At 47.3% G+C, this 26,411-nt stretch carries 18 protein-coding genes; 11 read left to right on the forward strand and 7 right to left on the reverse strand.

Annotated elements, in window-relative coordinates:
* Positions 1–288: 288 nt before the first annotated feature.
* The 5 genes from AC4GL5_RS04270 to AC4GL5_RS04290 all read left to right on the forward strand — a co-directional run bounded on the left by AC4GL5_RS04270 (position 289) and on the right by AC4GL5_RS04290 (position 3,435).
* Positions 289–1,197 carry a rhomboid family intramembrane serine protease gene (locus tag AC4GL5_RS04270; protein WP_490381551.1) on the forward strand — a complete coding sequence of 303 codons (909 nt, stop codon included), beginning with the start codon at positions 289–291 and terminating at the stop codon, positions 1,195–1,197.
* Between the two features lie 196 nt (positions 1,198–1,393).
* On the forward strand, positions 1,394–1,639 hold the full coding sequence (locus AC4GL5_RS04275; RefSeq protein WP_490381552.1) for a YeaC family protein: 246 nt from the start codon (positions 1,394–1,396) through the stop codon (positions 1,637–1,639).
* 26 nt (positions 1,640–1,665) lie between these two features.
* Positions 1,666–2,505 (forward strand): DUF2797 domain-containing protein, encoded by an 840-nt coding sequence (locus tag AC4GL5_RS04280; protein ID WP_490381553.1) that lies wholly within the window; start codon positions 1,666–1,668, stop codon positions 2,503–2,505.
* 52 nt (positions 2,506–2,557) lie between these two features.
* Positions 2,558–2,992, forward strand: coding sequence for a YeeE/YedE family protein (locus AC4GL5_RS04285; RefSeq protein ID WP_490381554.1), 435 nt, complete (start codon positions 2,558–2,560; stop codon positions 2,990–2,992).
* A complete protein-coding gene (locus tag AC4GL5_RS04290; protein WP_490381555.1) occupies positions 2,989–3,435 on the forward strand; it encodes a DUF6691 family protein in 447 nt (148 codons plus the stop codon). The genes AC4GL5_RS04285 and AC4GL5_RS04290 overlap by 4 nt, the downstream gene beginning before the upstream one ends.
* Before the next feature lie 115 nt (positions 3,436–3,550).
* Here the strand turns inward: AC4GL5_RS04290 and AC4GL5_RS04295 are convergent, their stop codons facing one another.
* A complete protein-coding gene (locus AC4GL5_RS04295) occupies positions 3,551–5,839 on the reverse strand; it encodes a putative bifunctional diguanylate cyclase/phosphodiesterase (protein ID WP_490381556.1) in 2,289 nt (762 codons plus the stop codon).
* Between the two features lie 358 nt (positions 5,840–6,197).
* On the opposite strand from AC4GL5_RS04295, the gene pepN reads away from it, so the two are divergent.
* Positions 6,198–8,846, forward strand: a complete 2,649-nt coding sequence (gene pepN / locus AC4GL5_RS04300) for an aminopeptidase N (RefSeq protein ID WP_490381557.1) — start codon at positions 6,198–6,200, stop codon at positions 8,844–8,846.
* Positions 8,847–8,955: 109 nt separating this feature from the next.
* On the opposite strand, the gene AC4GL5_RS04305 is transcribed toward pepN, so the two are convergent.
* A complete protein-coding gene (locus AC4GL5_RS04305; RefSeq protein ID WP_490381558.1) occupies positions 8,956–9,441 on the reverse strand; it encodes an FKBP-type peptidyl-prolyl cis-trans isomerase in 486 nt (161 codons plus the stop codon).
* A 332-nt stretch (positions 9,442–9,773) separates the two neighbouring features.
* Here AC4GL5_RS04305 and AC4GL5_RS04310 point away from each other — a divergent pair, with 332 nt between their 5' ends.
* Positions 9,774–11,330: a methyl-accepting chemotaxis protein gene (locus AC4GL5_RS04310; protein WP_490381559.1), complete on the forward strand. Its 1,557-nt coding sequence runs from the start codon at positions 9,774–9,776 to the stop codon at positions 11,328–11,330.
* Between the two features lie 92 nt (positions 11,331–11,422).
* Here the strand turns inward: AC4GL5_RS04310 and AC4GL5_RS04315 are convergent, their stop codons facing one another.
* From AC4GL5_RS04315 to AC4GL5_RS04325, 3 genes are all read right to left on the reverse strand, one after another.
* The gene (locus AC4GL5_RS04315) at positions 11,423–11,593 is read right to left on the reverse strand and encodes a hypothetical protein (RefSeq protein WP_490381560.1); all 171 of its coding nucleotides are present in this window, start codon (positions 11,591–11,593) and stop codon (positions 11,423–11,425) included.
* A gap of 308 nt (positions 11,594–11,901) precedes the next feature.
* A complete protein-coding gene (locus AC4GL5_RS04320) occupies positions 11,902–14,205 on the reverse strand; it encodes a TonB-dependent receptor domain-containing protein (protein WP_490381561.1) in 2,304 nt (767 codons plus the stop codon).
* 679 nt (positions 14,206–14,884) lie between these two features.
* A complete protein-coding gene (locus AC4GL5_RS04325; RefSeq protein WP_490381562.1) occupies positions 14,885–18,715 on the reverse strand; it encodes an ATP-binding protein in 3,831 nt (1,276 codons plus the stop codon).
* A 357-nt stretch (positions 18,716–19,072) separates the two neighbouring features.
* On the opposite strand from AC4GL5_RS04325, the gene AC4GL5_RS04330 reads away from it, so the two are divergent.
* The 3 genes from AC4GL5_RS04330 (at position 19,073) to AC4GL5_RS04340 (ending at position 22,179) form a co-directional block, all read left to right on the forward strand.
* Positions 19,073–19,363, forward strand: coding sequence for a VspR family transcription factor (locus AC4GL5_RS04330; RefSeq protein ID WP_490381563.1), 291 nt, complete (start codon positions 19,073–19,075; stop codon positions 19,361–19,363).
* Positions 19,357–20,616 carry a DEAD/DEAH box helicase gene (locus AC4GL5_RS04335; protein WP_490381564.1) on the forward strand — a complete coding sequence of 420 codons (1,260 nt, stop codon included), beginning with the start codon at positions 19,357–19,359 and terminating at the stop codon, positions 20,614–20,616. The genes AC4GL5_RS04330 and AC4GL5_RS04335 overlap by 7 nt, the downstream gene beginning before the upstream one ends.
* A 207-nt stretch (positions 20,617–20,823) precedes the next feature.
* A complete protein-coding gene (locus AC4GL5_RS04340; protein ID WP_490381565.1) occupies positions 20,824–22,179 on the forward strand; it encodes a diguanylate cyclase in 1,356 nt (451 codons plus the stop codon).
* Between the two features lie 46 nt (positions 22,180–22,225).
* Here the strand turns inward: AC4GL5_RS04340 and AC4GL5_RS04345 are convergent, their stop codons facing one another.
* Positions 22,226–23,581, reverse strand: coding sequence for a diguanylate cyclase domain-containing protein (locus AC4GL5_RS04345; RefSeq protein WP_490381566.1), 1,356 nt, complete (start codon positions 23,579–23,581; stop codon positions 22,226–22,228).
* 507 nt (positions 23,582–24,088) lie between these two features.
* Positions 24,089–24,295, reverse strand: coding sequence for a hypothetical protein (locus AC4GL5_RS04350; protein WP_490381567.1), 207 nt, complete (start codon positions 24,293–24,295; stop codon positions 24,089–24,091).
* A 217-nt stretch (positions 24,296–24,512) separates the two neighbouring features.
* On the opposite strand from AC4GL5_RS04350, the gene AC4GL5_RS04355 reads away from it, so the two are divergent.
* Positions 24,513–26,237, forward strand: coding sequence for a sensor domain-containing phosphodiesterase (locus AC4GL5_RS04355; protein ID WP_490381568.1), 1,725 nt, complete (start codon positions 24,513–24,515; stop codon positions 26,235–26,237).
* Positions 26,238–26,411: the final 174 nt, after the last annotated feature.

A 26,411-nucleotide genomic window follows, 5' to 3' on the forward strand; every position in this document is an offset into this window, starting at 1 on the left:
CGCAGGGGCTCAAGGGTTCTTTTTGTGAACTTTTGTCACAGAAACTTGGAACTTTGACAAATGGACGCATACTAACACTAGGGTTATTCATGAACGTTGGTTGTTCGTTTAGCCTTTGGTTCTCAAAACTGACAGAGGTATGTATGCCTGCGGTATCGATTAATGGATACGGGAGTGTGGGTTCCATTTTACCCTGTTTTATTTTGACCGGACCTGTTCATTAAGAGTGACAGGATGTTCCTCCCGCGAGTTAATCCGGCAGCACGTACCATGCTGCCGGATTTTTTTATGTCTGCTTACCAGCCATTTCAAAGCGAAACAGTGATTATGATTAAAGTCTTGGAGTTGCCAGCAGGTCAGGACCTGTCGGAGTTAAGCCGTGAACTCTGGGTGCGAAAGATTGGGCACCAGATTCGACAGAATCAACAGGCTCAGGAGGTCTTTCTGGCTAACCCTGAGCATTATCCGCAGCTGATGCAGTTGGTTGATGATTGGCATAAGGGACAGCTGGCTTACACCGTTGAGCCGGAAAAAACGAACCCCCATGACCTGAATAAGCTTATAAAGATGGCTGTTGATTGGCCTCTGACAGCCTTGATCCTGCTGATGAGTTGTCTGGTAACGATGATGATCAGTATTGAGTCCCAGCCGGTATGGCTGGCCGGTCTAAGTATTGTTCCCTTTAAGCAGGTCTTTGGTGGCTTGTCTTATCAACCCTTGCTGCCGACCCTGAGTGATGGTGATCTCTGGCGTTTGATCACACCGGCTTTTTTGCATTTCGGTGTGATGCATCTGATCTTTAACAGTCTATGGGTCTGGGAACTGGGGCGTATGATTGAGCGTCAGCAGTCTACACTTCGCCTGCTGATACTTTTCCTCGTCAGTGGTATCAGTGCTAACCTCGCGCAGTACCTGATGGGGGATATTCTCTTTGGTGGACTGTCTGGTGTGGTTTATGGACTGTTAGGCTATTGCTGGTTCTGGGATCGTTTTGCCCGGCAGCCCGTCTTTTACATCCGTAAGCCGGTTTTTGTCATTTTATTGGTTTGGTTAGTGTTCTGTATGGTGGGGGGCGCCTCAATGCTGGGACTGGGCGATGTCGCTAATGCCGCTCATGTCGCAGGATTGGTGACCGGTAGTCTCTGGGCATTGATCAGCGTGACACTTTCCGGCCAATCCCGGCTTAATCACCGCTGAAATTCAGGATCAGAGCCTGCTTTTGTTCCGGTCACATTCTTTTTAGGCTCTGACCCCTGATAGATTGCGTATTTTCATAATGACTTTTATCTGCCATATCCCTTTGTGTGCATAAGATGCGATATAATCCCTTGTGTTGAAGTCAGGTATTCTAATTCAGACAATACCTGCTGCTATTTGATGATGGAGTTTCCCCATGACCCTGCAAGATATGATCAAGAACATGACCCCAGAAATATACGCCAGTTTGCGCCAGGCGATAGAACTGCGTAAATGGCCCAATGGTGTTCGCCTGACAGAAGAGCAGGTTGAACTCTGTATGGAAGCGGTCATTCTGTTTGAGTTTCAGCACGATATGCCGGCTCAGGACCGTGTGGGCTTTATGGAAGACCAGTGTGAGAGTGACAAAGAGCACACCGATATTATCAAGATTATGCACTGATCACGGATCTGAGTTCAGGAGTAACTATGACCCTCATTTCCGGTCAGCTACACAAGATGTACACCCAGGATACCCAGCCGGTGAGTTATCAGCTGGAACTGGGTGATGAAAGAATTTCCCTGAATGCACTTCTGGGTAAAAAACTGAAGTTCAGCTTTCACGGGGCGATCAACTGTTGCCACTGTGGGCGGAAAACCAAGAAAAGTTATTCACAGGGCTTCTGCTACCCCTGTTTTAAAAAGCTTGCCCAGTGCGACACCTGCATCATGAGCCCTGAAAAGTGCCACTATGATGCCGGCACCTGTCGCGAGCCTGAGTGGGGTGAAAAATTCTGCTTTCAGGATCATATCGTCTACCTGGCGAACTCATCGGGTCTGAAAGTGGGCATTACCCGGGAGACTCAGGTGCCAACCCGCTGGATGGATCAGGGGGCGATTAACGCCTTGCCAATCTTTCGGGTGAAAACCCGTAAGCAGTCAGGACTGGTAGAAGATGCCATTCGCCAGCACACTTCAGATCGAACTAACTGGCGCAATATGCTGAAGGGGATTGCCCCGGATATCGACCTGCTTGCTGAACGCGATCGTCTGTTGGAGCTGGCTAAGGATGATATCGCAGCACTTCAGGAAGAGCATGGGCTGGATGCTATCTACCCTCTGCATGATGCCCGCCCTTTTGTCTTCAGTTACCCCGTTGAAGCACATCCTGAAAAGGTGACAGCGCTGAATCTGGATAAAACACCGGAAGTGGAAGGCATACTGAAGGGGATCAAAGGTCAGTACCTGATTCTGGATACCGGAGTACTGAATATCCGTAAATTCAGTTCTTACCATGTTGATCTTGATGTTTCAGATACTGCTGAATAAGTCTGTTGTCTGAGTTTTATTCAGACGGGCTTCGTCCAATTGAGTGCAATCCATGAGTGATTTCTTTGATGCTTATGCCCTGACCGGCGGGCTGTTGATCGGCCTGAGTGCAACGCTATTGCTGTTACTGAATGGCCGTATCGCCGGTATTAGTGGTATCTGTGCCAATCTGCTGAGCTTCTCTTTCAGCGGCAAAAATATCCGGGGAGCGGTGTTTCTGCTGGCAATGATTGTCGCAGGTGGCATCACTTATCAGCTGATGGGGGATGCTGTGGCTGCGCCCCGTGAAAGCTTCCCAGTCTGGCTACTGGCACTGTCCGGGTTTCTGGTGGGGGTTGGCACCCGTCTGGCCAATGGTTGTACCAGTGGCCATGGTGTTTGTGGACTAGGTCGTCGTTCATGGCGCTCTCTGATGGCAACTCTTTGTTTTATGACAACCGGTATTCTGACCGTTCTGGTTCTGAGAATCGCTGGGGTGCTGGTATGAATCTGAAAGCCTTATTCGCCTCTCTGCTTTGCGGTGCTCTGTTTGGCTCAGGTCTTGTGGTTTCCGGTATGACTGACCCCCTGAAAGTGCAGGGTTTTCTGGATATTACCGGTAACTGGCAGCCGGCACTGATGTGGGTCATGGGTGGCGCGGTCATGGTAACTGCGATCTGTTTTCCATGGGTACTGAAACGCCAGCAGCCCGTATTGACTTATCGTTTCCACCTGTCGGGAGTTGCTCCCGTGGATCGCCGTTTACTGATCGGTTCCGGCCTGTTTGGTATCGGCTGGGGACTCTCTGGTTATTGTCCGGGGCCTGCTCTGGTCACGGCTGCGACTAACACTGCTGAAGCGATGATCTTTATTCCTGCGATGTTGGCTGGTTTCTGGGTAGCTGGTAAATTTTGTGGTGAATGCCAGCCGAAGGTCACCGGCACGGATTAGTTAGTAATCTCAGCAGTATTATGAGTGAGGTTACCGATAAGCCCCTGCAGATTGAAGTCGCCCCCCAATTGTTGAGTGTCCAACCTTGGGGGAGCTGGTTCCGGTGTTTTTGGGCTTAGCTTACAGCTGTCGACTCTGCGTATTGTTGGTAAAGCTGAATAAAGTCTGTCATCGGCAGCGGTTGACTGTAGAGGTAGCCTTGAGCCATTTCACATTGACTACGGATCAGTAGTTCAGCCTGATACTCGGTCTCAACACCCTCTGCGATCACCTCCAGATTCAGGCTGTTCGCCAGACCGATAACCGATGAGATCAGCGCATGGTCATTCTGATCTTCGGCACTGTCCGGCATGAAGCTTCGGTCGATTTTAAGGCGGTCTACCGGTAGATTCTGCAGACGACCCAAAGAGGAATAGCCTGTGCCAAAATCATCAATCGCGATCTGAATGCCGATTTCCTGAAGTTGTTGCAACGCCTGAATGACCTGATCGTTCTCTTTCATCAGAGCCGTTTCGGTTATCTCAAGTTCCAGTGCTGCCGCTGGCATACCGGTACGTTGCAGAATATCCAACAGGTCTTCATAGAAGTCGCTGCGAAGTAGCTGCACCATAGAGACATTGACACAGACCCTTTCCAGATCCATATCCAGCGATTGCCAGGTCAGGAAATCAAGGCAGGATTGTTCCAGTACCCTAAGCCCCAGAGGAATGATGAGACCTGTGGCTTCCGCGGCAGGAATAAAGAGATCCGGGACAATGCGTTTATCACCTTGTTGCCAGCGAACCAGGGCTTCAGCGCTGCAGATCTGACCGGTTTTAAGGTCGATCTGAGGCTGATAAAAAACCACAAACTCTTCCGGTGACTCATTGAGCGCCCGTCGCAGTTCCAGCTCTATTTCCATTTTCTGAATCGCATTGCTGGTCAGCTGTGAGGTATAGAACTGGAAGTTGTTTTTACCGATATCTTTTGCACGGTAGAGCGCGGTGTCGGCATTACGCAGCAGAGTTGTACCTGTGGAGCCATCATCAGGATAGCAGCAGAGACCGATACTACAGGTAATAAACAGCTTGTGACCTTCCAGTTCGAATGGGTTTTCAAAGGCCCCTAAAAGCCCGGATGCGAAAGAGGTGCTGCATCGTGAATCGCCAAGGTTCCGGCCAAGAATAATAAACTCATCTCCCCCCTGACGGGCAATCACATCCGACTCGGATACAATTTCTGTTAGTCGCTGGGCAACGGCCTGTACCAGCTGATCACCTACCTGATGACCAAAGCTGTCATTAACCGCCTGAAAGTTATCCAGATCCAGATAAGCAATACAGAAGTGTTCTTTGTTTTTCTCCGCATTAGGTATCAGCGTGTTAATACGATCCCGAAGCTGGGGGAGGTTAGGCAGCTGTGTCAGATCATCCAGCCCGGTATCTTTCAGGCTATTGATTTCATACATCATGGAAATGTACTTCTGCACATTGCCGCTGGCATCCTTCATCGCCATGATTTTTTGCCAAATATGCTGATCTTCCCCTTTCTTGTTACGGTTGATCACTTCACCCTGCCACTGGCCCCGGCTGATTAACTGATTCCATAGCGCCTGATAGAAACTGCTGTCGTGTTTACCCGACTGGAAAATTTCCGGAGTTTTACCCTTAACATCCTCCAGTTCGTAACCGGTAATTTTGGTGAAGGCAGGATTGATATTCAGGATCCGGCTATGCACATCGGTAATCAGATAAGCTTCATCTGACATCTCAAACACCAGTGCAGCCTGATCCATCTCTTCCTGATGTTGCTGCTGTTTACTGACATCGCTGACGGCAACGGTAATGCTGTCCACCTGGCGTTGATCATCCAGTGTTACAGACCACTGAAAATAAGCCGTGAAAGTAAACCCCTGTTTGTGGCGTTGTGGCAAACGGAGTTCACCCTCCAGGTCATTTTCACCGGCCAGAGCGGTAATACTACTGGTCAGATGGCGGGCATCCTTGGGGCTCAGGCAGAGATGCTCAATATGATCCGGTAAGCGTTCTTTGAAACCGTAAATTTTTCTGGCGGCCTGATTGGCAAAAATAATCTCACCACTTGGCGCATACTGGATGATCCCGTGACTGACGCTTTGCAGAACCTGCTGCAAAAAAGAGGAGTGGCGATCCAGTTTATTCTGTATCGAATTTTTTTGTCTAAGGCCAAGACTGGTCAGGCTGAAAATCAGAAGGCCGGACAGCAGGACAAAAGCCCAGCCTTTGTAGGTCTGAATTTCAGACAGCAGGACGGGATCCAGTATCATGCTTTCCAGAACGCGGTCCGAAAAGTAGATCCAGAGCAGGGAAAAAACAACGTAAACCGAAGCGATCTTTAAGGGGATGGCCAGCTTTACTTGTTCGGCTTTTAACTGCGTATGGTCCATGAGAAAGAGGTTCGCCCGTTTATGGTATTCAGAGGTATTTTAGGGTTGTGAAATCTTTGTAGCCGGAGTTCAGCGCTTCTAATCCCTTTTTCAGGGGTATCTGAACATTGACGTTTAACAGTGTAGCGCTTCTGTTTAAATTTCGTCTGCAGATTCCTTCGCAGAAGAATCCGCAGCATGTTTTAATCCCTTATACAAACAAGCTTTTCTACAGGAAGCGTACTCTAACTTGATTGGATATTTTAGTCTAAAGTAAAGCGGTTCTTGTCTCTGTAAAACCTGAAATTTTTTAACCCTTTTTGCCCTGATGCAAGCTTTACAACAAACAGGGCGATGTTGTGATCCCAATGGGTATGTTATGAATTCTGACAACAACGACGTTATTTATCTGAAAGATTATCTTTCTCCGGCTTTTCTGGTGCAGTCGGTGGATCTGGAGTTTGACCTTTATCCCCACGAGACCCGTGTGCGTAGTACCATCCGTTTTAGCCGCAACACCGAGCGTGATGCCGGTCTGCCACTGGAGCTGCACGGCAGCGAACTCAAGCTGATTTCAGTCGCCATCGATGGCGCTGCTCTGAGTGCGGATCAGTATCAGGTCACCGGTGAGCAGCTGATGATTGCCGATGTGCCGGATCAGTTTGTGCTGGAAACTGAAGTTGAGATCGATCCGGCCAACAACACCTCGCTGGAAGGCCTGTACCGTTCCAACACTATGTTCTGTACCCAGTGTGAGGCAGAAGGATTTCGTAAGATCACCTACTACCCGGATCGCCCGGACGTAATGGCCGCTTTCACCACTAAAGTGATCGCCGATAAAACCGAATATCCGGTACTGCTCTCCAACGGTAACCCGATCGACAAGGGTGATCTGGACAACAACCGTCACTTTGTCACCTGGCAGGACCCTTTCGACAAACCCGCTTACCTGTTTGCCCTGGTAGCCGGTGATCTGCAGGTGGTGAAAGACACCTTCACCACCATGAGCGGCCGTAGCGTCGCGCTGGAGATCTGGGTCGAGCCGGAGAACATCACCAAGTGTGATCACGCCATGGCCTCTCTGAAAGCCTCTATGAAGTGGGATGAAGAGGTCTACGGCCGCGAATACGATCTGGATATCTATATGATCGTGGCGGTCAACGACTTCAACATGGGGGCGATGGAGAACAAAGGCCTTAACATCTTTAACTCCTCCTGCGTGCTGGCGCGTCCGGATACCGCAACTGATGGTGCCTTCCAGCGTATCGAAGGCGTGGTAGCGCACGAGTATTTCCACAACTGGTCCGGCAACCGTGTGACCTGCCGTGACTGGTTCCAGCTTTCTCTGAAAGAAGGCTTTACCGTTTACCGGGATCAGTGTTTCTCGGCGGATATGAATGATGCCGCCGTTAAGCGTATCGAAGATGTGGCCATGCTGCGTACCGCTCAGTTTGCGGAAGACGCAGGCCCGACTGCGCATCCGGTGCGTCCGGATCACTTTATTGAGATCTCAAACTTCTACACTCTGACGATTTATGAGAAGGGTGCCGAGATTGTCCGTATGATCGCGAATCTCTTGGGGCCTGATCTGTTCCGCAAAGGTTCAGACCTCTATTTTGAGCGTCACGATGGTCAGGCCGTGACTGTCGAAGACTTTGTTGCCGCAATGGCCGATGCTTCCGGTATCGACTTTACCCAGTTTATGCGTTGGTACAGCCAGGCGGGTACGCCCGAGCTGACGGTACACAGTTCTTTTGATGCAAAAAATAAACAGTACCGTTTGACCATTCATCAGAGGACACCTTCGACACCGGATCAGTCAGAAAAACAACCGCTGCATATTCCCGTTAAGCTGGGACTGTTGAATACCGCGGGTGAAGACCTTCCGCTAAACCTGAGCGCTGGAGAAGCATCCGGAGAACAGGGCGATGCCGATCGCGTTCTGCACCTGCGGGAGCCTGAGCAGACCTTTATCTTTGAAGGTGTTGAAGACGCTCCGGTACCCTCTTTGCTGCGGGGGTTCTCTGCACCGGTAAAACTGAATTATGACTATTCCCGGGACCAGCTACTGCACCTGATGCGTCACGACTCTGATGGCTTTAACCGTTGGGATGCCGGTCAGCGTTTGGCGATATCTGCCCTGAAGGCGATGATCGCAGACTACGAGTCCGGGCAGATGCCGGAACTTGATCCGGCCCTGATCGACGCCTATAAAGGGCTGTTTGCCGCAGGCCTTGAGCCAGCCATTTTGGCGGAGATGCTGCTCCTTCCGGGAGAGGCTTATCTGGCCGAGCAGTTTGATGTCGTACCGGTAGATGCGATTCATGCTTGCCGCAATATTGCCCGCAAGACACTGGCGCAGGCATTAAGTGCTGAGCTGGAGCAAGCGGTTGTTGCAAACCTGCTGAGCGGTGAGTACCGCCCCGTGGCAGAAGATATCGCCAAGCGTCGTCTGAAAAACATTTGTCAGTCTTATCTGATGACATTGGAAACGGATGAGGCTGTAGAGCGCAGTTGGCAGCAGTTTACCCAAGCTGACAATATGACCGATCAGCACGCTGCATTGATGGCTCTGGTTCACTCCAGGCAGGATGAGAAAGCCAAAGCCGCTCTGGAGCTATTTGAGCAACAGTGGAGCGATGATGCGCTGGTAATGGATCAGTGGTTCCAGGTCCAGGCTAGCCGTCCGCATCCTGATGCGCTGGCACGGGTTAAAGCACTGATGGAGCATCCCGCCTTCAGTCTGAAGAACCCCAATAAGGTGCGTTCATTAATCAGTGTTTACTGCAACCAGAACCGCGTTAACTTCCACAGCATCGATGGCCTGAGTTATCAGTTCCTGGCGGATGTGGTACTGGAGTTGGATGCGATGAACCCGCAGATCGCTTCCCGACTGATTACGCCGCTCACCCGTTGGCAGAAGATGGATAGCAAACGACAGCAACTGATGCAGGTTGAGCTAAAGCGTATTGCCGATGCGGAGTTATCGAAAGATCTCTTTGAAGTGGTACAGAAAGCGTTGCCGTAACGGCATCATTTCTGAAGCTATAAAAAAACCCAAGCCTTGGCTTGGGTTTTTTGTTTCATTTCTCACGGATAAAGTATCGGAGAATGAATTACCAGCGCTGGACTGCTGATTAGTGCTCGTGACCACCAGCACCGTGAACGTGACCATGCTCCAGCTCTTCAGCAGATGCATCACGAACTTCAACCACTTCAACATCAAAGTTCAGCGTTACGCCCGCCAGAGGGTGGTTCGCATCGATGGTTACTTTGTCGTCTTCAACCTTAGTCACGGTAACCGCGATTGGCTGACCGGTATTGGATTCGGCATGGAACTCCATACCAACCTGTACTTCATCAACACCCTGGAACATTTCAGAAGGAACTTCCTGAACCAGCTCAGCAATGTGCTCACCGTAGCCGTCTGCTGGGGCAACAGTCACGTTCAGCTTGTCACCAACTGCTTTACCGACCAGAGCGTCTTCCAGACCTGGAATAATATTAGCGGCACCGTGCAGGTATGCCAGCGGCTCTGCGCCTGCAGAAGAGTCGATAGTATCGCCAGCTTCATTAGTCAGAGTATAGTGAATGGATACAACTGCGTTGTCCTGAATTTGCATGGGGTGCCCCTTTGCTTTAACTGTATTTAGCGTTTAACGTGCAGGATAACATGCCCCGTAGGCGTATATGCAACCCGGTTAGGGATTTTCCGGGTTAAAAGGTGTCATTGGTACTTTGTTTTTATCGTTTTTTTCTGGCGATTATTTATCAACAAATGTAAGATTTTGTCAGAAACGTAATATTTTGTAATAAAGTGTTTCTTAGTTGATGGCTGTCAAAAAAATACAGCTACAAATGAACAGAAGAGATCTGCAACAAGAGAACCTTCATAAAAGGTCGGCAGATAACAATAAGACAACAACCTTTAAATTGAGCAACAGGATGCTGCGCCATGAAACAGAACTTACCTGTCACCCAGGTCGAGAAGAGTTTTCCCGATGATCTGCCACTGGTATCAACAACGGATTTGAAAGGACAGATCACCTTTGTCAACGATGCCTTTGTAGATATCTCTGGATTTACCCGGGATGAGTTGATGGGACGACCACACAATATGGTCCGTCACCCCGATGTTCCGCCAGCTGTATTTGCCGATATGTGGGCCACCCTACAGAAAAACAAACCCTGGATGGGAGTTGTTAAAAACCGCTGTAAAAATGGTGATCATTATTGGGTTAACGCCTTTGTCACGCCTATTTTTGATAACGGACAAGTGATCGGTTATCAGTCTGTTCGTTCCAAACCAAGACAAAATCTGGTCAAGCGCACTGAGACTATTTATGAACGGGTCGCCAAAGGCCGCCGCCGTTACAGTCTTTACGATCTGGATCTCAGTTCCAGTGTACCTGTCTTACTCTTTGCTTCTGCTTTGATTCCAAGTGGTTTGAGCTGGGCCTTTGATTTTTCGGCGCCGGTCACCCTCGGAGTTTCGGCTGGGGTTGGTGCAGTCGGTTTGTTACTGCTGCGTACCCTGATGGCGCCATTGAAAAAGGCTACAGAGCGCGCTAAGCGTTACATCGACAGTGATCTGTTAAAAGAGATGTACGCCAATTCTACCGATGAAGCCGGCCAGATGTATCTGGCTGCAATCATGCGTGAAGCCAACGTGAGTGCGATGACAACCCGTATTACTCACTCCGCTAAAGAGCTCTACGCACTGGGTGATGAGACCACGCATATTGCCGATCACGCTGCTGAGGCGATCAACCGTCAGGCTGCCGAAGTCGAGCAGATCGCCACCGTGATCAGTCAGCTTTCCGGTGCGATTGATGAAGTGGCCCAAAATGCTAACTCCGCTTCAGATGCAACGCATCAGGCTAATGAATTAGCTCATCAGGGTCGAAGTGTGGTGAATGATACCGCGCAATCGATCAATATTCTGGCTTCGGCAATTCAGCAAGCGGCTGTTCAGGTGGAAAGCCTGCATCAGGCGACAGATGATATTTCTAAAGCGATTTCGGTGATCACTGAAATCGCCGATCAGACCAATCTTTTAGCACTGAATGCGGCCATTGAAGCGGCTCGTGCCGGTGAACAGGGGCGGGGTTTTGCCGTGGTTGCTGATGAAGTTCGTGCGTTGGCACAACGGACTCAGGATTCTACCGGTGAGATTTACGGCACCCTAGAGCGTCTGAAGAAAGAAACCGAGGAAGTCGTCCGGGTGATGAAGTCCAGTCAGGAAAGCGCCACAGGCTGTGTCGATCAGGCTCAGGTTGCTGGTGAGACGCTGGATGCCATCAGCCAGACCATGCAGTCCATCACGGATATGAGCCAGATGATTGCAGCGGCAGCCACTCAGCAAAGTGCTGCCTCGGAAGAGATTCGCAACAATCTGGATTCAGTGAATGAAGCCGCAGCAGAAGCAACGGAATCTTCAATCCGCACCAAAGAAGCCTCCAATAATCTGATCAGTAGTGTTCGACAGATTATGCAGAGTATTGCCCGTTAATCTTGTTCTGAGTGGGACAAGACAAAAAAACGCCGGATTTTAGATCCGGCGTTTTTTTGAGTCTGTTCAATTCAATATGTCTGACGGCTGATTCAGTAATCACCGTGCTTGGGCGGATTTGGGTTGTCCCAGCGATCTTTACGAACGTGATCCGCTTTAATACGGATCGCTTTTGGCTTATGGGCTATCTGTTGCAGGCTCATCCATAGGCCGGTGCCGATTACCGCTGTTAAAATCAAAGAAACCATCATTTCTAAGGCCATAGGAAACTCTCCTGTACAACGAGCTGGTCGGATTTTAAAGGAGTCAGACCTTTAATTCTTCACAAACCCTTACAGCGTGATTGTGTGTTACCTGTTGTCTTAAACAGACCTGAAAACAGGTAAATAAATAATGTGTACATCCTGAGACTAACCTATAGAAAAAAAGTTGCCAACTAAATGCCATTTTTTTCAATCATCAGATGATGGGATTAGGCGGAGGAGAAAACAAAAAAACGCCCCTCCTGATAGCGGTAGGGGCGCAGAATGTTTTTGATTGGTAGAGCGTGTTTCGATTGGTTGAGTCGCGATCAGAATCTGACGTTAGCAGAGATCCAAACGTTACGGGATTTATCTTTGTTGTTGTAATCGTCGAAGTAAGTGACTTCGTCATCACTGTAGACACCATCGTTGTTGGCATCATCGAAAGAGGCGGTATGGCTGCTAAAGTCCTGATCCAGCAGGTTGTTGATGCGTCCTGTCAGCGTCATGTTATCCAGCGCCTGCCAGGCGGCACCCAGGTGCAGTACTTCGTAATCTTTGTAGTAAACACTACCGTCTTTGCCCTCGTTCAGCCCATTACGACCAAAACCACGGAAGCGTTTACTGCGGGATTCTAACGTCAGGAAGAGATTCAGGTCATCTCTTGCCATCCAGTCCAGAGTAGCGTTAGCCATATGCTTGGCCGTTCCGGTTAGTGGATAACCTTTCTGATCACCACTTTCCTGCTCGCTATCGGTATAGGTGTAGTTTGCACGAACAGACAGCGTAGGCAGAATCTCATAACTGCCGGCCAGCTCTAAACCCTGAATGGTGGCTTTATCGATATTGACCTTTTTGGTGCTTCTGCTGCCGTAAGAGGAAAACCCTGAATCAACATAGTCGCCTTCAATGCCGCAGTCCGCAGCAGAGTCACAAGCCTGTGAGCTGATCTTGTCTTTAAAGTCATTTTCAAACAGGGTCACATTAAAGCTGTGGCGTTTCACTGGGTGCTGCCAGTAAAGTGCGACTTCTGAACTGACACTGGTTTCTGCTTCAAGATCAGAGTTGCCATAGAAGGGCATTGTGCCCTGTCCGCCAAAGCCTGTGATACCGTCATACAGATCTGTGGTTTTTGGGGTCTTATAACCGGTACTGACACCCCCCTTAACCGTCCAGCTGTCATCCAATGCGTAAACGCTATACAGACGAGGGCTGATCTGGCTACCAAAGGTATCGTGGTGGTCGTAACGGGCCCCGGCTGTCAGGGTAAGACGATCGGTAGCGTACCAGTTGTCTTCACCAAAGACCGATAGGGTGGTGAAGTCCTGAATAGCCCCGCTGCTGCCATCTTCCATGCCGAACACGCCATCTTTCAACTCGCCCTGCGTAATTTCAGCGCCGACAACAGCAAAGTGGTCTTTGTGGAAGGGAAGTTCCAGTTTACTGTTCAGACTGGTTTCTGCGCTCTCCAGAGTTCGCTTTGGACGTGGCAGAAAGGCTTCTGTGACCTTGTCTTTACACTGTGCTTCGGTCAGGCCACCGCATGAGCTGGTTTTCATATCATCCAGCTTGGTACGTTCTGCAGCACTGAGAGGCAGCGTTCGCCCATTGTTATTGGTTTTAACATGGTTCAGCGTGACGGTACTGCGACCAAAACTCCACTGACCTTCATGACTGATTGCCAATTGGTCGCGGGTAAACTCCTGGTCCTCTCCATAGCCAGAGCGGCTTCGATTCCACAGATCTTCAATGTTGTCAGTGGTGCCTACCTGACTGTCATCGTTGTTGTAAACCTGCTCTGATGTATCGTAATCGAAAGTAATCGTCTGCTTGTCTGATGGCGTAAAAATCAGGCTCATACCCAGGGATTTGTTAGTGTTATCAACGGTTTTACCGCCACTACCAAAACCTAACTCCCGATTGTGTGATGTTCCATTGGGGTCGGTAACATCAGAGTATTCGGGGTTTGAAGCTTCTTTATCATAAAGGCTGCCACGCAGCCCAAGCATCAGTTTACCGGGTAATACAGGCCCCATCGCGGAAAAGTCGAGTGTCGTGTCATCACCGTAGTCGTCATCGGTTTGTATGGTACGACTGGTCGTTATCGAGCCTGCCCACTGGTCTGCATTACGTTTGGTGATGACGTTGATCACACCACCCATCGCATCGGCACCATAGAGGGTCGATGCCGGACCGCGAATGACTTCGATACGCTCAATCGCATCCAGCGGTGGAATATGATTAAACTGGTTGCCACCAAAGTTATTTGGGTAGATGTCACCATGGTTATTCTGACGGCGGCCATTAATCAGTACTAAGGTGTAATCAGATCCCATGCCTCGCATAGAGATGCTGCCTTGGCCGGTTTTGTCGCGGGTTTCACCCACATCGACCCCCTCCAGATCTTTCACCGCATCCAGCAGTGTCGTATAGGGGCGAGAACGTAACTGCTCTTCAGTAATCACTGAGATACTGGCAGGTGCATCGGTTAGTTTTTGCTCGAAACCTGCAGCAGTCACTACCACAGAGTCCATGTTCACCTGATCATTAGCCGATGCTCTGTCATCAGCATGAACAACAGCTGCAACAGCAGCACTCAGCCCCAGTAGTACAGGACGGAAAACAGTTTTCATTCGTTAGCCCCTTTTGGTTTCGTATTGATCCGATCGTGGCCGGATTGACGGAATAGGTCGGTTTAATTCGGTGTGGAGCAGGAGCTTACGTTTCAACCAAATAAAAATCATTATCATTTACATTCTTTACTTAGACTGAATCGAAAGAGTATTCAAGCGGGTTAACCTTTCTTAATCTTTACTGCTATCCATGGGGGGTAAGGCTTTTACAGCGCAGGATTGACGCTGACGGTGTTGTAAAGATGCGTAAAAAGTCTCTGGTCAGACGATTGAATTGGCAGCATTCAGAGGGGACAATAGCCGTTAGCTTCAGGGCTTAATTGTCCTGAAAGATATCATGTGGACTAAACCATAAAGTGAAAAACTGGATTGCTAAAAATCAAAGGGTTACAGCATTTTTTAAACCAAAAGTTGAAATACGATTTAACCCATAAGTTGAGAAATTTTTTCTAGTTTTTAAGGTATGCGAAAAACAGAAACTTCAAAGAGAAACCTCAGTAAGGGACTGGTAAAATCTTTGAGCAAGGTGTAACCCATCCCAAGCCCTTAAGAATACAGCCCTTCTTGTATGCCATGAGGCTTACAAGCAGGTTTCACAACCCTTTGTCTAATCAATCGTAATAAGCCCAGCAGCGCTAGTCTCTTCAGTAAGCCAGTTGGTAACTGGTATCGATAAGTATTAGTGCTTCAGATATTGTTCGATCTCATTTGCCAATTCAGCGTATGCATTGTTCAGGGAATCAATTCGCTGTTGCAGACTATTCAGGAACTGAACGGGATCATTTTCATGGGCGAGGAGATCTGACTCTAGTTCGCAGGCAATATGGTTCACGGATGATCCGTTAATGTTGGCCGCAGCACCTTTGATCGTATGAACAGCCCTTATAGCCTCAGAAATCTGATCAGGTGTAGGTGCACCCTGGCCAGTTAATTGAGAGAGATTACCCATAATTTCGGGGGTATCCTGCAGGAAGGCATCCAATACTTCTGCTGCGATTGCTGAATCCTGATTCAGTCGCTCTAATAGCTGCTGATAGTCCAGAATAGCGCGGTCATTAGCCAACCCCTCTGTTGAAGACCGATTCGTATTTTGATGGTCTTCCGGTGTATCCGCTTCAGGTTCAGACAGCTGCTGATCCGCTTGGGTTAAAGGTTGCGGAACTGGCTGCCCTAAAAACTGAATCAGGGTATTCAATAACTGATCCTGATAGAGTGGTTTACTCAGATAAGCATCCATTCCCGCATCATAGCAGTGTTGATCATCGCCTATCATGGCATTTGCCGTTAGGGCAACCACAGGTACGCTATTCGATGTTGCCCAATCATGGCTGGCACGTAGTTGCTCAGTTGCTTTATAACCATCCATAACCGGCATCTGGCAGTCCATCAGAATCAGGTCATAGCGTTTTTCCGCCATTGCTTCCGTTGCAATCAGTCCGTTAGAAGCTATATCACAGCTTAAGCCCAGCTTTTCGACCATTGATCGGGTAATCAGTTGGTTGGTGATGTTATCTTCGGCGATCAGAATTTTCCCTTGTAGAACTTTACCCGCCAAAGGTGATTCCTCTTCCTGAGAGACATTACCTATCTGGCTGGAGTCTTGCGGATCACCTCCAAGAATAAGGGGCTGAATATGGTTATACAGGTCTGAATGAACCAGTGGCTTGTAGATAATTCCATCGACACAATTGGCCAATCTCTGATAAGTCTCAGCGGGCAGTGCCGGCGAAATAGCCAGTAATTTCATATCTGAGAATTGAGCAGCTAAGTGGATTTCTTCAAGCAACTTGCTTGCGTGGTCATTAACAGGGTCATATTCAAAGATAAATAACTGAATACTGCTATGAGTATTCAAACTTTCCTGAAGAACCTGATAGACCTCATCCGGTTCCGATACCACCTGATGAGGTAGGGACCAGGCTGAGAACAAACTTTGCAGCATATCCCGAATAGCTGGGTTATAGGACCAAGCCAGCAATCGGGATGTTTCAAAATGGGGATGCACTTTAGTTATCGGTGCTTGTATCTCTGTTTCAAGCGGAAGGGTAAAGTAAAAGCAGCTGCCTTTTCCCGCTTCACTGGACACTTCCAATGTTCCGCCCATTTTGCTGACCAATTCCTGGCTGATATAGAGTCCTAACCCTGAGCCACCATACTGGCGTGTGGTTGAGGTATCAGCCTGTTCAAAACGCTGAAACAGTTTTCCCAGCTGCTCTTCGGTCAGGCCAATACCTGTATCGATCACACTGAAGGTGACCATGCCCGGTGCCGACAGGACATCGACGTTCACAAGCACTTCGCCGTTTTGTGTGAATTTAATCGCGTTACCTACCAGATTGGTCAGTACCTGACGAATACGCAGTGAGTCGCCAGTGACATGTATTATCGGCAGATGGTGGCTGGGGCAGGCCAGTTGAACCCCTTTCTCATTGGCCTTACTGCCTAGGGTGCTGGTCAGGTCATCGAGCAGTTCATTCAGCACAAAGGTATGCGCTTCGATCTCAAGTTTACCGGCGTTAATCTTGGACAAGTCGAGGATGTCATTGATCAGTTCAAGCATCGCTTCGGCACTACGTAATGAGACACCTAGCAGATTAGCCTGAGAGGCATCCAGAGGCGTGTCCTTCAGCAGATTAAGTGTACCGATGACCCCGCTGATCGGAGTTCGGATTTCATGGCTCATATTGGCCAGAAACAGATCTTTGGCCTCATTGAGATGTTCGGCCTGCTCTTTATTCTTTTTCAGTATCTGTTCCAGTTCTTTCTGCTCGGTAATCTCCTGATGAGTTCCGTACATTTGCAGGGGTTGCCCGTCTGGCGTCCAGGAGAAAACCCTACCGCGATCTAACACCCAGACTTCATGGCCATCCCGGTGAATCATGCGACTTTCAAATTCGTAATAATCTGTTTCACCGTTGAAGTGAGCATTGAGTAGGCGTTCGCTTTCTTGTAGATCATCCGGGTGGGCAAATTTCATCCAGGTCTCAATGCTGACCGGCTGCAGTTCTTCCAGCTGATAACCCACGATCTCCGCCCAGCGTTCGTTGAATAGGGTTTCACCGGTCTGTACATTCCACTCCCAGGTCCCCAGATTGGTTCCGGCTAGGATTTTATCCATTCGCCAGTTTTGCGTTTCCAGTTGCTGCAAGCTATGCCGTTCTTCCGTGATATCCCGAAAAACTATAAGAGCGCGCTTCTGACTATTGACCTGAATGTGTTCAATACGAACACGGTAGTAGCGGGTGTCACCGGCCACATCGATTGAAAGTTCGACATCCTGATGCTCTGTGGGTAAGGGTTGCCCCTTCATCACATCACGGATATTGGTTTTGTTTTTGGGGTTTTCAGGTAGCAGGGGGCCGTATGCTTTGGTGTTGGCGTAGATAATATTTTGTTGGTCATCCAGCAGTAAAATGGGGTCAACCGCAGTATCCAGCAGAGTGATCAGCTCCTGATCCCGTCGGTATTTTTGTTGATTGTTACGGCGGTAGAGCGCCATAAGCGACATCATAATGATAAAGCTTCCCCCGCCGTTGAGAATACCATGGAGGCGACTCTGTTCTTTCAGGGCGGCGATAGTGTGGTCACTGGTTTTGGTGCGGATATACAAGGTGACAGGGCGGGTTTGTTTGGCTAACAGTGTCAGACGATTCCATTGAGACATCTGTTCATAATCAAATGGATTCAGTCCCTGTAGATTGATCATTTTGTGGTATTCGTCGGGTTGGCGCTGTCTCACTGTCAGCTGTTCCCGGCCGGTATCCCAGCCCCATTCCAGTGATGGATCAGCACTGTTCAAAACCCAGTAGCCTTCGGTATCGATGATCTCAATCTGGATATTTTCAGGCAGGCTTTGTTTGATGTTGCGCATTACCGGAGCCAAATTGTGATTGACCACAATCATGCCATTTTTGAGGTTCTCTCTTTCATTGGTTGAGAGCACACCCAGCCTCAGGGTGGGTTCGTAGGGAATAACCAGCTGTTTGTTTTCCCGGTTAAGATCGAGAGGCGAGTTATAAATGCTGTTGCTTTTCTGCAGTAAGATTTCAGTGAAGTAATAACGATGTTTTTTGTTCTGCAGAGCGTTACTCGTTGAGTGTTGCCATTGCTGATTAGCCCAGAGACGGTCGACTCTTGCTTTTTCATCGCCACTTAGATCGATCCAGCGAATCTGGTCCAGTGAGTTGGAATCCTGAATCGATTGGAGAAATATGGTTTCAAAGGCCCTGGCATCAAATGGGGTTTCAGGCTGTAGTAACCCTGTAGTGATCAGTTCCAGTTTAAGGCGCAGCAGGTGCTCAATCATCTGCTCGCCGCTTTCCTGTAGTTCTGAGGAGGTTTTATTGTGAGCTGCCAGGTGATTGCTTTCCTGCTCGCTACTCAGCTCTGAAAGGCGGTTGTCATAACTGGCGAAACCGATAAAAAGCGAGATCAGAGTGATGACGGCGACGCCGATTGCCAGATAAATACGCTGGAAGTTGGATGTTCTGGACGCCAAAGATCTTTGCATAGATATCGATCCGTGTAAGGGGGATTAATATGACGCATCTCTAAAACTGATATTTCAGGTCATGTTGTTCTGATATTAGATGATTTTCTTTTAAGAATCAGGGCAACTTTGGGGTGAGTTGGATCAGATTATGACGATTTTGAATCAAGCTGAAGCTGCAGCGACTGTGACGTGAGCCCTTTTAAATGTAGTGCGAAATTTGGCGTGATGAATGCTTCTTTAATGGATTTATGGAGGTACCAGAAGATGATGGTTGCTGAGAAAACAGTTCTATAGCTCAAGAAGAAGCACCTGGTTCGCTCTGAAGGACCGCGAAATTCCACAAGATATGTTTTTAGCGAAGCTCTGTTAGAACTATTGGTTGACCCTGCTAGAGCTCAGGATAAAAAAGACGATCCATCTGAAGCAACTACAGTCTGCGCGTCGTCACTTCAGCACGAGAAAGAGAGATTGTCTGCTGAGTTGAAATTAGCCATGGGTGAGGTTGAGGCTTTTCAGGATTATTTGGGAAAATTTCCAGAGGCTAAAAGGGTTATTTTGGATCTGCTGGGCCAATCCAGAGACTCCGCTGCGCTACTCTATGGCAAGCTGAATGCGATCCAGAAAATTATTGATGCGACTTCTACGGAGACAACCGCACTATGTTGAGAGGCTGGCAGCAACACTGCCTCGAACAGGCTATAGTTGCCTATCAAACTCAGCCTCATTTTTTAGTTTTGGCGTCCCCAGGAGCAGGTAAAACCAAGCTGGCAGCTCATGTTGCGAAACAGCTTATCACCAACGACCAGATAGATTATGTCGTTTGTTTTTCTCCGTCTCGGATTGTTGCTTCAGGCATTGAAGATGCCTTTAGGTCAGTTCTGGAGAGACCATTTCATGGGAGATTAGGCTCAGTAGGTGTCTCTAGGACCTATCACTCGTTGATCAGTGCCAACCAACTGATTAATGACCTTCGCAATAGCCGTGTGCTGGTCGTATTTGATGAAATTCACCACTGTGCAGGTGATAGTGTCTCTGAATCGAATAGCTGGGGATTGCACCTTCTGACCAGTATTCAGGAACTGGCAACTTACACGCTTTCTTTGACCGGTACACCATGGAGAACCGATACGCTCCCCCTCCCTTTTGCCCGTTATGCCGATCCAGAAGGAAACATCCTCTGTGACTTTTCCTATGGTTTGGCCGAAGCGATCAGAGATGGTGTGTGCAGAATGCCGCAGGTCACAGCAATTGATATTGAAGATATTACTGTTAAACGTCAGCAGGAGTTCACGACGTATCAGGATATAGCTGCATTGCTTGAGAGCGGTGAACTTGGATATCGGAACCTTATTAAGCATCCTGAAATCATTGAATATCTTCTTGGCAGGAGTGTTTCAAAGCTCTCTGAGCTCCGTAAAACATCCCCTCATGCCGGTGGGCTTATTGTGGCCTCTTCCTATGAGCATGCGATTCAAATTCAAGAGTTACTTGCGTCAGCATTCGGCAAAATGGCGACGGTAGTTTCCTGCTATCAGGACGATTCCACTGACCTGATTGATGACTTCAAAAACGGTGATGCAGAGTGGATTATCAGTATTGCGATGATCGCTGAAGGTACTGATATTCCGCGCTTGCAGGTTTGTTGCCATCTCACGGATGTAACCACAGAGCTCTATTTCCGACAGATCACTGGCAGGGTTATACGAACTACGCCAGATCAAGAGAATCAGGCTTACCTCTATATGCTTGCCGAACCAAGTTTGGTCGAGTATGCAGAGCGATTAAATGAAGATGTGCCAGGTTGTTATTTTTATGAGCTATCGAGTCGTGTTGATGAAGTTTATCTGACTAAGCATGTTGCGTCGGTATCGCATTCAGCTGCTTATCCTCAGCCTGCCGATTTGGGGGGGGAGCTCTGACGTTGGTGGGGCAGAACTGTATTTAAGTGTAAGGGAAGATGCTAGCACCAGAGCTATTGATCTTCAGCTCAAAGCATTCAAGGAAAGACTGCTAGAAAGTTTTGTTGTGAGCCGGGATAAGGAATTTTCTGTATGAATGTTAATTTCTACTCTCTCAATATGTGGTTAGAATGGTCAATTGAGACAATAGATTAGGCGCGTATTTTCATGAATGGACTAGAAAAATATTATCTGACAAATCTTTATACTCCAGATAACAATCGAATTTTGGCTGAAGTAAACGCAATTATTCAGCCTAGGTTTTTAGATGTTGTCGATGTGTTTTATTCGGAGCTTCTAGAAGATAAGTCAGCGCGCCAGTTCTTAGATAGTGATCAGGTCGAGACACGTTTGAAGGGAAGTTTAGAGCAGTGGCTTGAGGAAATTCTCTCTCCTAAAGAACGTCATGAGATGGAGCATTTAACTGAACGGCAGTTACAAATTGGTCAGGTGCATGCTCGTATCGATGTCCCTATGCCAATAGTCGATAATGCAATGCTGATGGTAAAGAACGGCTGCTTTGAACTTTTGGTTCAGTCTGATATGGATCGGGAGCATCTCGCAGAGGCTATACGCTTAGTTAACAGCATACTTGAAGCATGCCTTAGCATGATCAACCAAGCTTATATGCACGACATGGTTGAGAATGAGAGAAGCGCAATGTCTCTTAGACTTAACCTTTCGGGACAAGATATTGCGTTAGAAATTGAGAGAATTCGCTCGGATCTGTTTAGTTGGTTGAGTGACAGTATCCTTTCTGTGATGTCAGGAGGCATGCTTTCTTCTGATTCAATGGAGCGTTCAGAATTTGGTTTATGGGTTAACCATAAAATGGAGTTGTTAACTCCGAAGTCTGATATCTGTGAAAGAATCAAAAATAGAATGCGCCTACTTTCTTCTGAAATGCTCTCAATGAGTGATAACAAGACAAACGAGGGTGAGTATCGCAAAAGGGTGTCTAATGAGCTCAGTAGAGCAGCCAATGAAATAGGTTGGTTACTGTCCGAGCTGTCCAGCTCGTTGTTGAGCCATGCCTCCAAAGTGGACTCCCTAACTCAGCTCATTGAACGGAAGCACATGTCTCCTGTTCTTCAGAAAGAGACGCAAATGTCTTTGGCGACGGGAAAGCACTATGTATTAATCATGTGTGATATTGATCACTTTAAGAGAATTAATGATATTTATGGCCATGCGGCTGGGGATGCAGTTCTGAAGCAAGTAGCTCGTGTACTCAGAGAAACGATAAGAGTAAGTGATTACTGTTTTAGATATGGTGGTGAAGAGTTTCTAATTCTGATGCCTGAATCCTCTTCGCAAGATGCATACGATCTTGCAGATAAGATTAGACAGAAAGTTGAGTCACTAACAGTGGAGTTGGAAAGCCACCGATCAGTCAATGTGACCATGTCCTTTGGGGTAGCCGGATTTTGTGGTCACCCAGATTATGCGAGAAGCCTTAAAAATGCTGATATGGCCTTGTATGCAGCTAAACATCAAGGCAGAAACAGAGTGTGCCTAGCATAGTATCAAATACGTACCAAATCAGAGGTTTTATAACAGACTAAGCGGATCATTCGATCTGCTTGGATAGCTGTTTGTCGAAATACATTCTCTTATCGGATTCGGCTAATAATTCTTTGATAGATATTTTACTTCCGGCTGACCGAGTTGCTGAACCTATACTCAAAGACGGCCTTATTAAATGACTTTGGTAGCGTATAGGTTCCGATTGGCAGCGTAGCTTCAGTTTTTCGATCAAGGAGTCGACCTTATTTGGCTCTGCTATTCGGTCAAGTACGATCATAAACTCGTCTCCGCCCATCCTCGCTACGAAGTCTGAGGATCGGACGGAAGATCTCAAGAGTTGACTGACATGAATCAGAAAATGATCTCCAACCTCATGCCCGTAGGTATCATTGATAGCTTTAAAGTCATTTAGGTCAATGTTGAGAAGTGTAAATTCTGATTTCTTGTCGCCGGTCAGTCTTTGTCCCAGGTAATTCATAAAGAAACGTCTGTTCGGCAACTTGGTAAGCTCATCCTGAAGCGATGCGTCTCTTGTTAAACTCAATGCTCTGAGCAACAGCAAAGCCGATACAAAAAGCACTAAGGCTACAGATACCCCGACGACGAAGATAATCCTCCTTGACCACTCAATTGATGCGCTGTCATCAAAGTTGTACTGACCGGCAATTTCAAACTTTGAATTTGGCAAAAGTATTGGGAGGACTAAGTCAGGAGAAGTGAATAACTGTGCATTGCCAAAAAAGACCACAGGGTCTTTTAAGTGCTGATAATATCTGCGGATGGCCGTTGCCAAGCCATCTAATCGGTATATTCCGCTATCTTCCATGATGAGTTCATAGTCCAAGACAACGCTGACGGTCCCCCAATACTCGTTGTTTAAGGGGGCATCAAGAAAAATGGGGAAACGTGCAATAAGCGCTTGTCCACCCTGTACCAATTCGAGGGGGCCATCCAGATAAACTTCCTGAAGTTCTTTAGCTCGCATTGCTGAGGTGAATTGTTCTGGACGGTCTCTTAGATCAAATCCTAGGGCTTTCTCGTTCCCTTTTAGGGGGTAAACATGAGAAATAATATTATTCGGAGCAACCCCAACACTTCGGATGTACTTTGATTTATCGATGAGAGCCTTTGCAATGGTATCCCAATTTTCAAGAGCAAGCTTTGGGTTTAACATGATGATAGTTGCGAGGCTATCAGCGGTATATACGGTCTGAAATACGAAAGCTTCGAAATTAGCCCTGACTAAGGCGACACTTTTTTGAGACTCCGACTTAGTTTCTTCCATCTCCTGTTGTTGGTATAGATTGGAAAAGGTATGAATAAGGAAGGTTATCCCTACCCAGAAAAGCAACGACAGAATGGTAACGATTAGTAGATACTGTTTATTCTTATAAAGCATAGAGGTATCCGAGACTACAGGGTAGGATGTTAAAAATATTCGAGTCTATATCCCTATAAAATCTCAATATTCAATAACTCTGCGAGAGTAGTATATAACTCCTCTCGGCCGCACTTTTCGCCGCAGATCATAAAACTCTCACTTAAAGCTCTCAACGCTTCTTGTTGGGTGATGCTACCCGCCAAAATATGCCCCTTGAGAAAGTTATGATAAATGTGATTGATCTCATTGCAGGACAAATGGAACTCGCTGGATTTGACTGAACTTGGCTCATAACGCACTGATATGCAAGAAGATAGAGCCTTTTCTGAGATGTCCTGATTAGTCATGGTAATTGTTAGCCTTAGACAATTTAGTTGTAGTTATAGGCTATGTATGTGATTACTTACACTACAGAATGTAACAGTCATTACACATGGCAGATCATGACTCCTTGATTTTACGAAGTGTTGCTGCTAGCTGTTTCGGGAAGATTTTTTTCTCTTTTTGGGATACCTTCTCAATGACCTATTCTGCAGTAGTTGACTGACTTAAGATTTTTTTAGCAATGTCTGTGTCATGGGCTCTGTAAAAACATAAAAATCCGGTAAGTAATGGATTTGCGATGTTTTCGAGTGCTTCGGCTTGGAGTAACAGGTGATAGGCTGATTCAGTCTCATCTTGTGAGTAATTATGATAACGACATAAACTGTACATCACATCAAAGGCTTCCATTCTGCTACCTTTAATCCGTAGGTTATTTAGGTTTGGAGGGCGTACCTATTGAAATTAGCTTAGCTCTTTTTGCTAATTGTGCATATTAATTATTGGTTTCTGGCGCCACGGGGGGCAAATGGGTCGGACAAAACAATTAGAACGCTTCCATAGTTCGTTAATTCAAATTTGCGACGACTCTGCATATTTACGCGGCGGAGTACGACAGAAGGTCGAAATGCTACTTCGGTTAGCCAGTCTCCAGTTGAATGCTGCTCGTGTGAGTGCCTGGCGGTATAACCCTGAGCGGACAAAGATTGTTTGTTATTGCCTTTATGACTTCTGTTCAGAAAAGATTGATTCGGGCTTGGAGCTCGGCATAGAGGACTTCCCTCGATATTTCGAGGCAATGTCCTCAAACCGAGTCATTGTCGCCAATGATGCACGTCAGCATTACGCGACTTCAGAATTCACCGAAAAATATCTATCTCCGATGGGCATATATTCTATGGTGGATACGCCTATTTATTCTTCTGATGGGCAGCATGGAGTTTTGTGCGTTGAAGACTCTCAGCAGGATAGAGAGTGGAGTGTTGATGAGGTCTCTTTCATCATTGCTGTTGCCGATAAAATCTCCTTGGCGCTAGAGCATAGAGCTTGGCAAAAAGCTTCCGAGAAACTGAAACAGGCAAATAGTATTGACCCCCTAACTGGCTTAGAAAATCGAATCGCATTCCAGAATAGACTCGATGAAGCTTCTGCCATTGATATGTACCAACGCAAGGCTCTCTTTGTCTTTGGAGTGGATAGATTCAAGGATATAAACGATGCGATTGGCTATAACCAAGCGAATGAGGTTTTAAAAGAGTTCTCTAGTAGCCTTCGCTCCCTTCAAGACATTCAAACCTCATATCCTGCTCGAATTTCCGGGGATTTATTTGCTTTGTGGATTCCCTGTATCGATGGATCTATGGAGCAAATTATTGCAGAGGTGATGAACCTCGTTGGTCGGCAAGCCTTGGTACTTCCCAGTGGGAGAATTGAGTTTACAGTGTCTTTGGGAGCCGTTGAGACATCGGACTCTAGGACAAGTATTGATAGCTTGGTCCGAAAGGCAGAGATAGCTTTAGCAAGAGCCAAAATCAGTGGTGTTGGTTCCCATGCTATTTATGACGAACAATGGCTGAGTGAGCTTCGTTCACGCAAAGACTCCGAAAATGATTTATTGCATGCTCTGGCCGAAGAGCAATTAGTTCCTTTCTACCAACCCATTGTCGATAGTTCTACCGGCAAAGTTGCTGGCTTAGAAGCGCTAGTAAGGTGGAATCACCCTAATCGAGGAGTGCTTTCCCCTGCTTTTTTCCTCCCATTAGCAACTGAAATGAGAATCATGCCCTTGCTCGGGGAGTTGATGGTATCGCAAGTTCTTAAAGATATTGCTGAAAATGAACGTTTGAGACAGCTTTCGTGGATTTCTGTAAATCTTTCATCTGAGCAGCTTTATAGCAAAACAATTTTGAAGCTGATTGCTTCATTACTTACTAAGTATGAGATACCTGGTGAGTTACTTGAACTAGAAATCGTCGAAGAATTAATTAGCTATGATACGAAGCTGGTGGTGCAACAATTAAATGCAATTGCAGAACTGGGGGTTAGGTTCTCAATTGATGATTTTGGAACAGGCTACTCATCACTTGCGAGGTTGAAGCACCTCCCTGTGTCAAAAATTAAAATCGACCGCTCATTTGTTGATGGGTTGCCCAGCGATGAAAGTGATTGCTGTATTGCAAACTCTATTATTGGTATGGCTAAAGGGCTGGACTTGGCTATCGTCGCTGAAGGTGCTGAAAATAAGGAACAAGCAGATTGGCTCATACAAAATGAGTGCCACTACATCCAAGGATATTATTTTGCCAAACCAATGGCTCTTGATGAGCTTTTAGATTTTCTGTTGAATGAGTGATTAGCGTCTCAATAATAGACCTTAATAACTTAGCAACTTGATATCAGTAGCGCCTTAATTAGTGTAATTATTCGTAACATCCGGCATCATAAGAATATGGGATGCTTAGGGTACTCTCCCGACTATACGTGCAGTGTGCCGCCTTTTTTTCTCATGACTGCCTAACCTTAGCCG

It is taken from the genome of Oceanospirillum sp., from assembly GCF_982874595.1.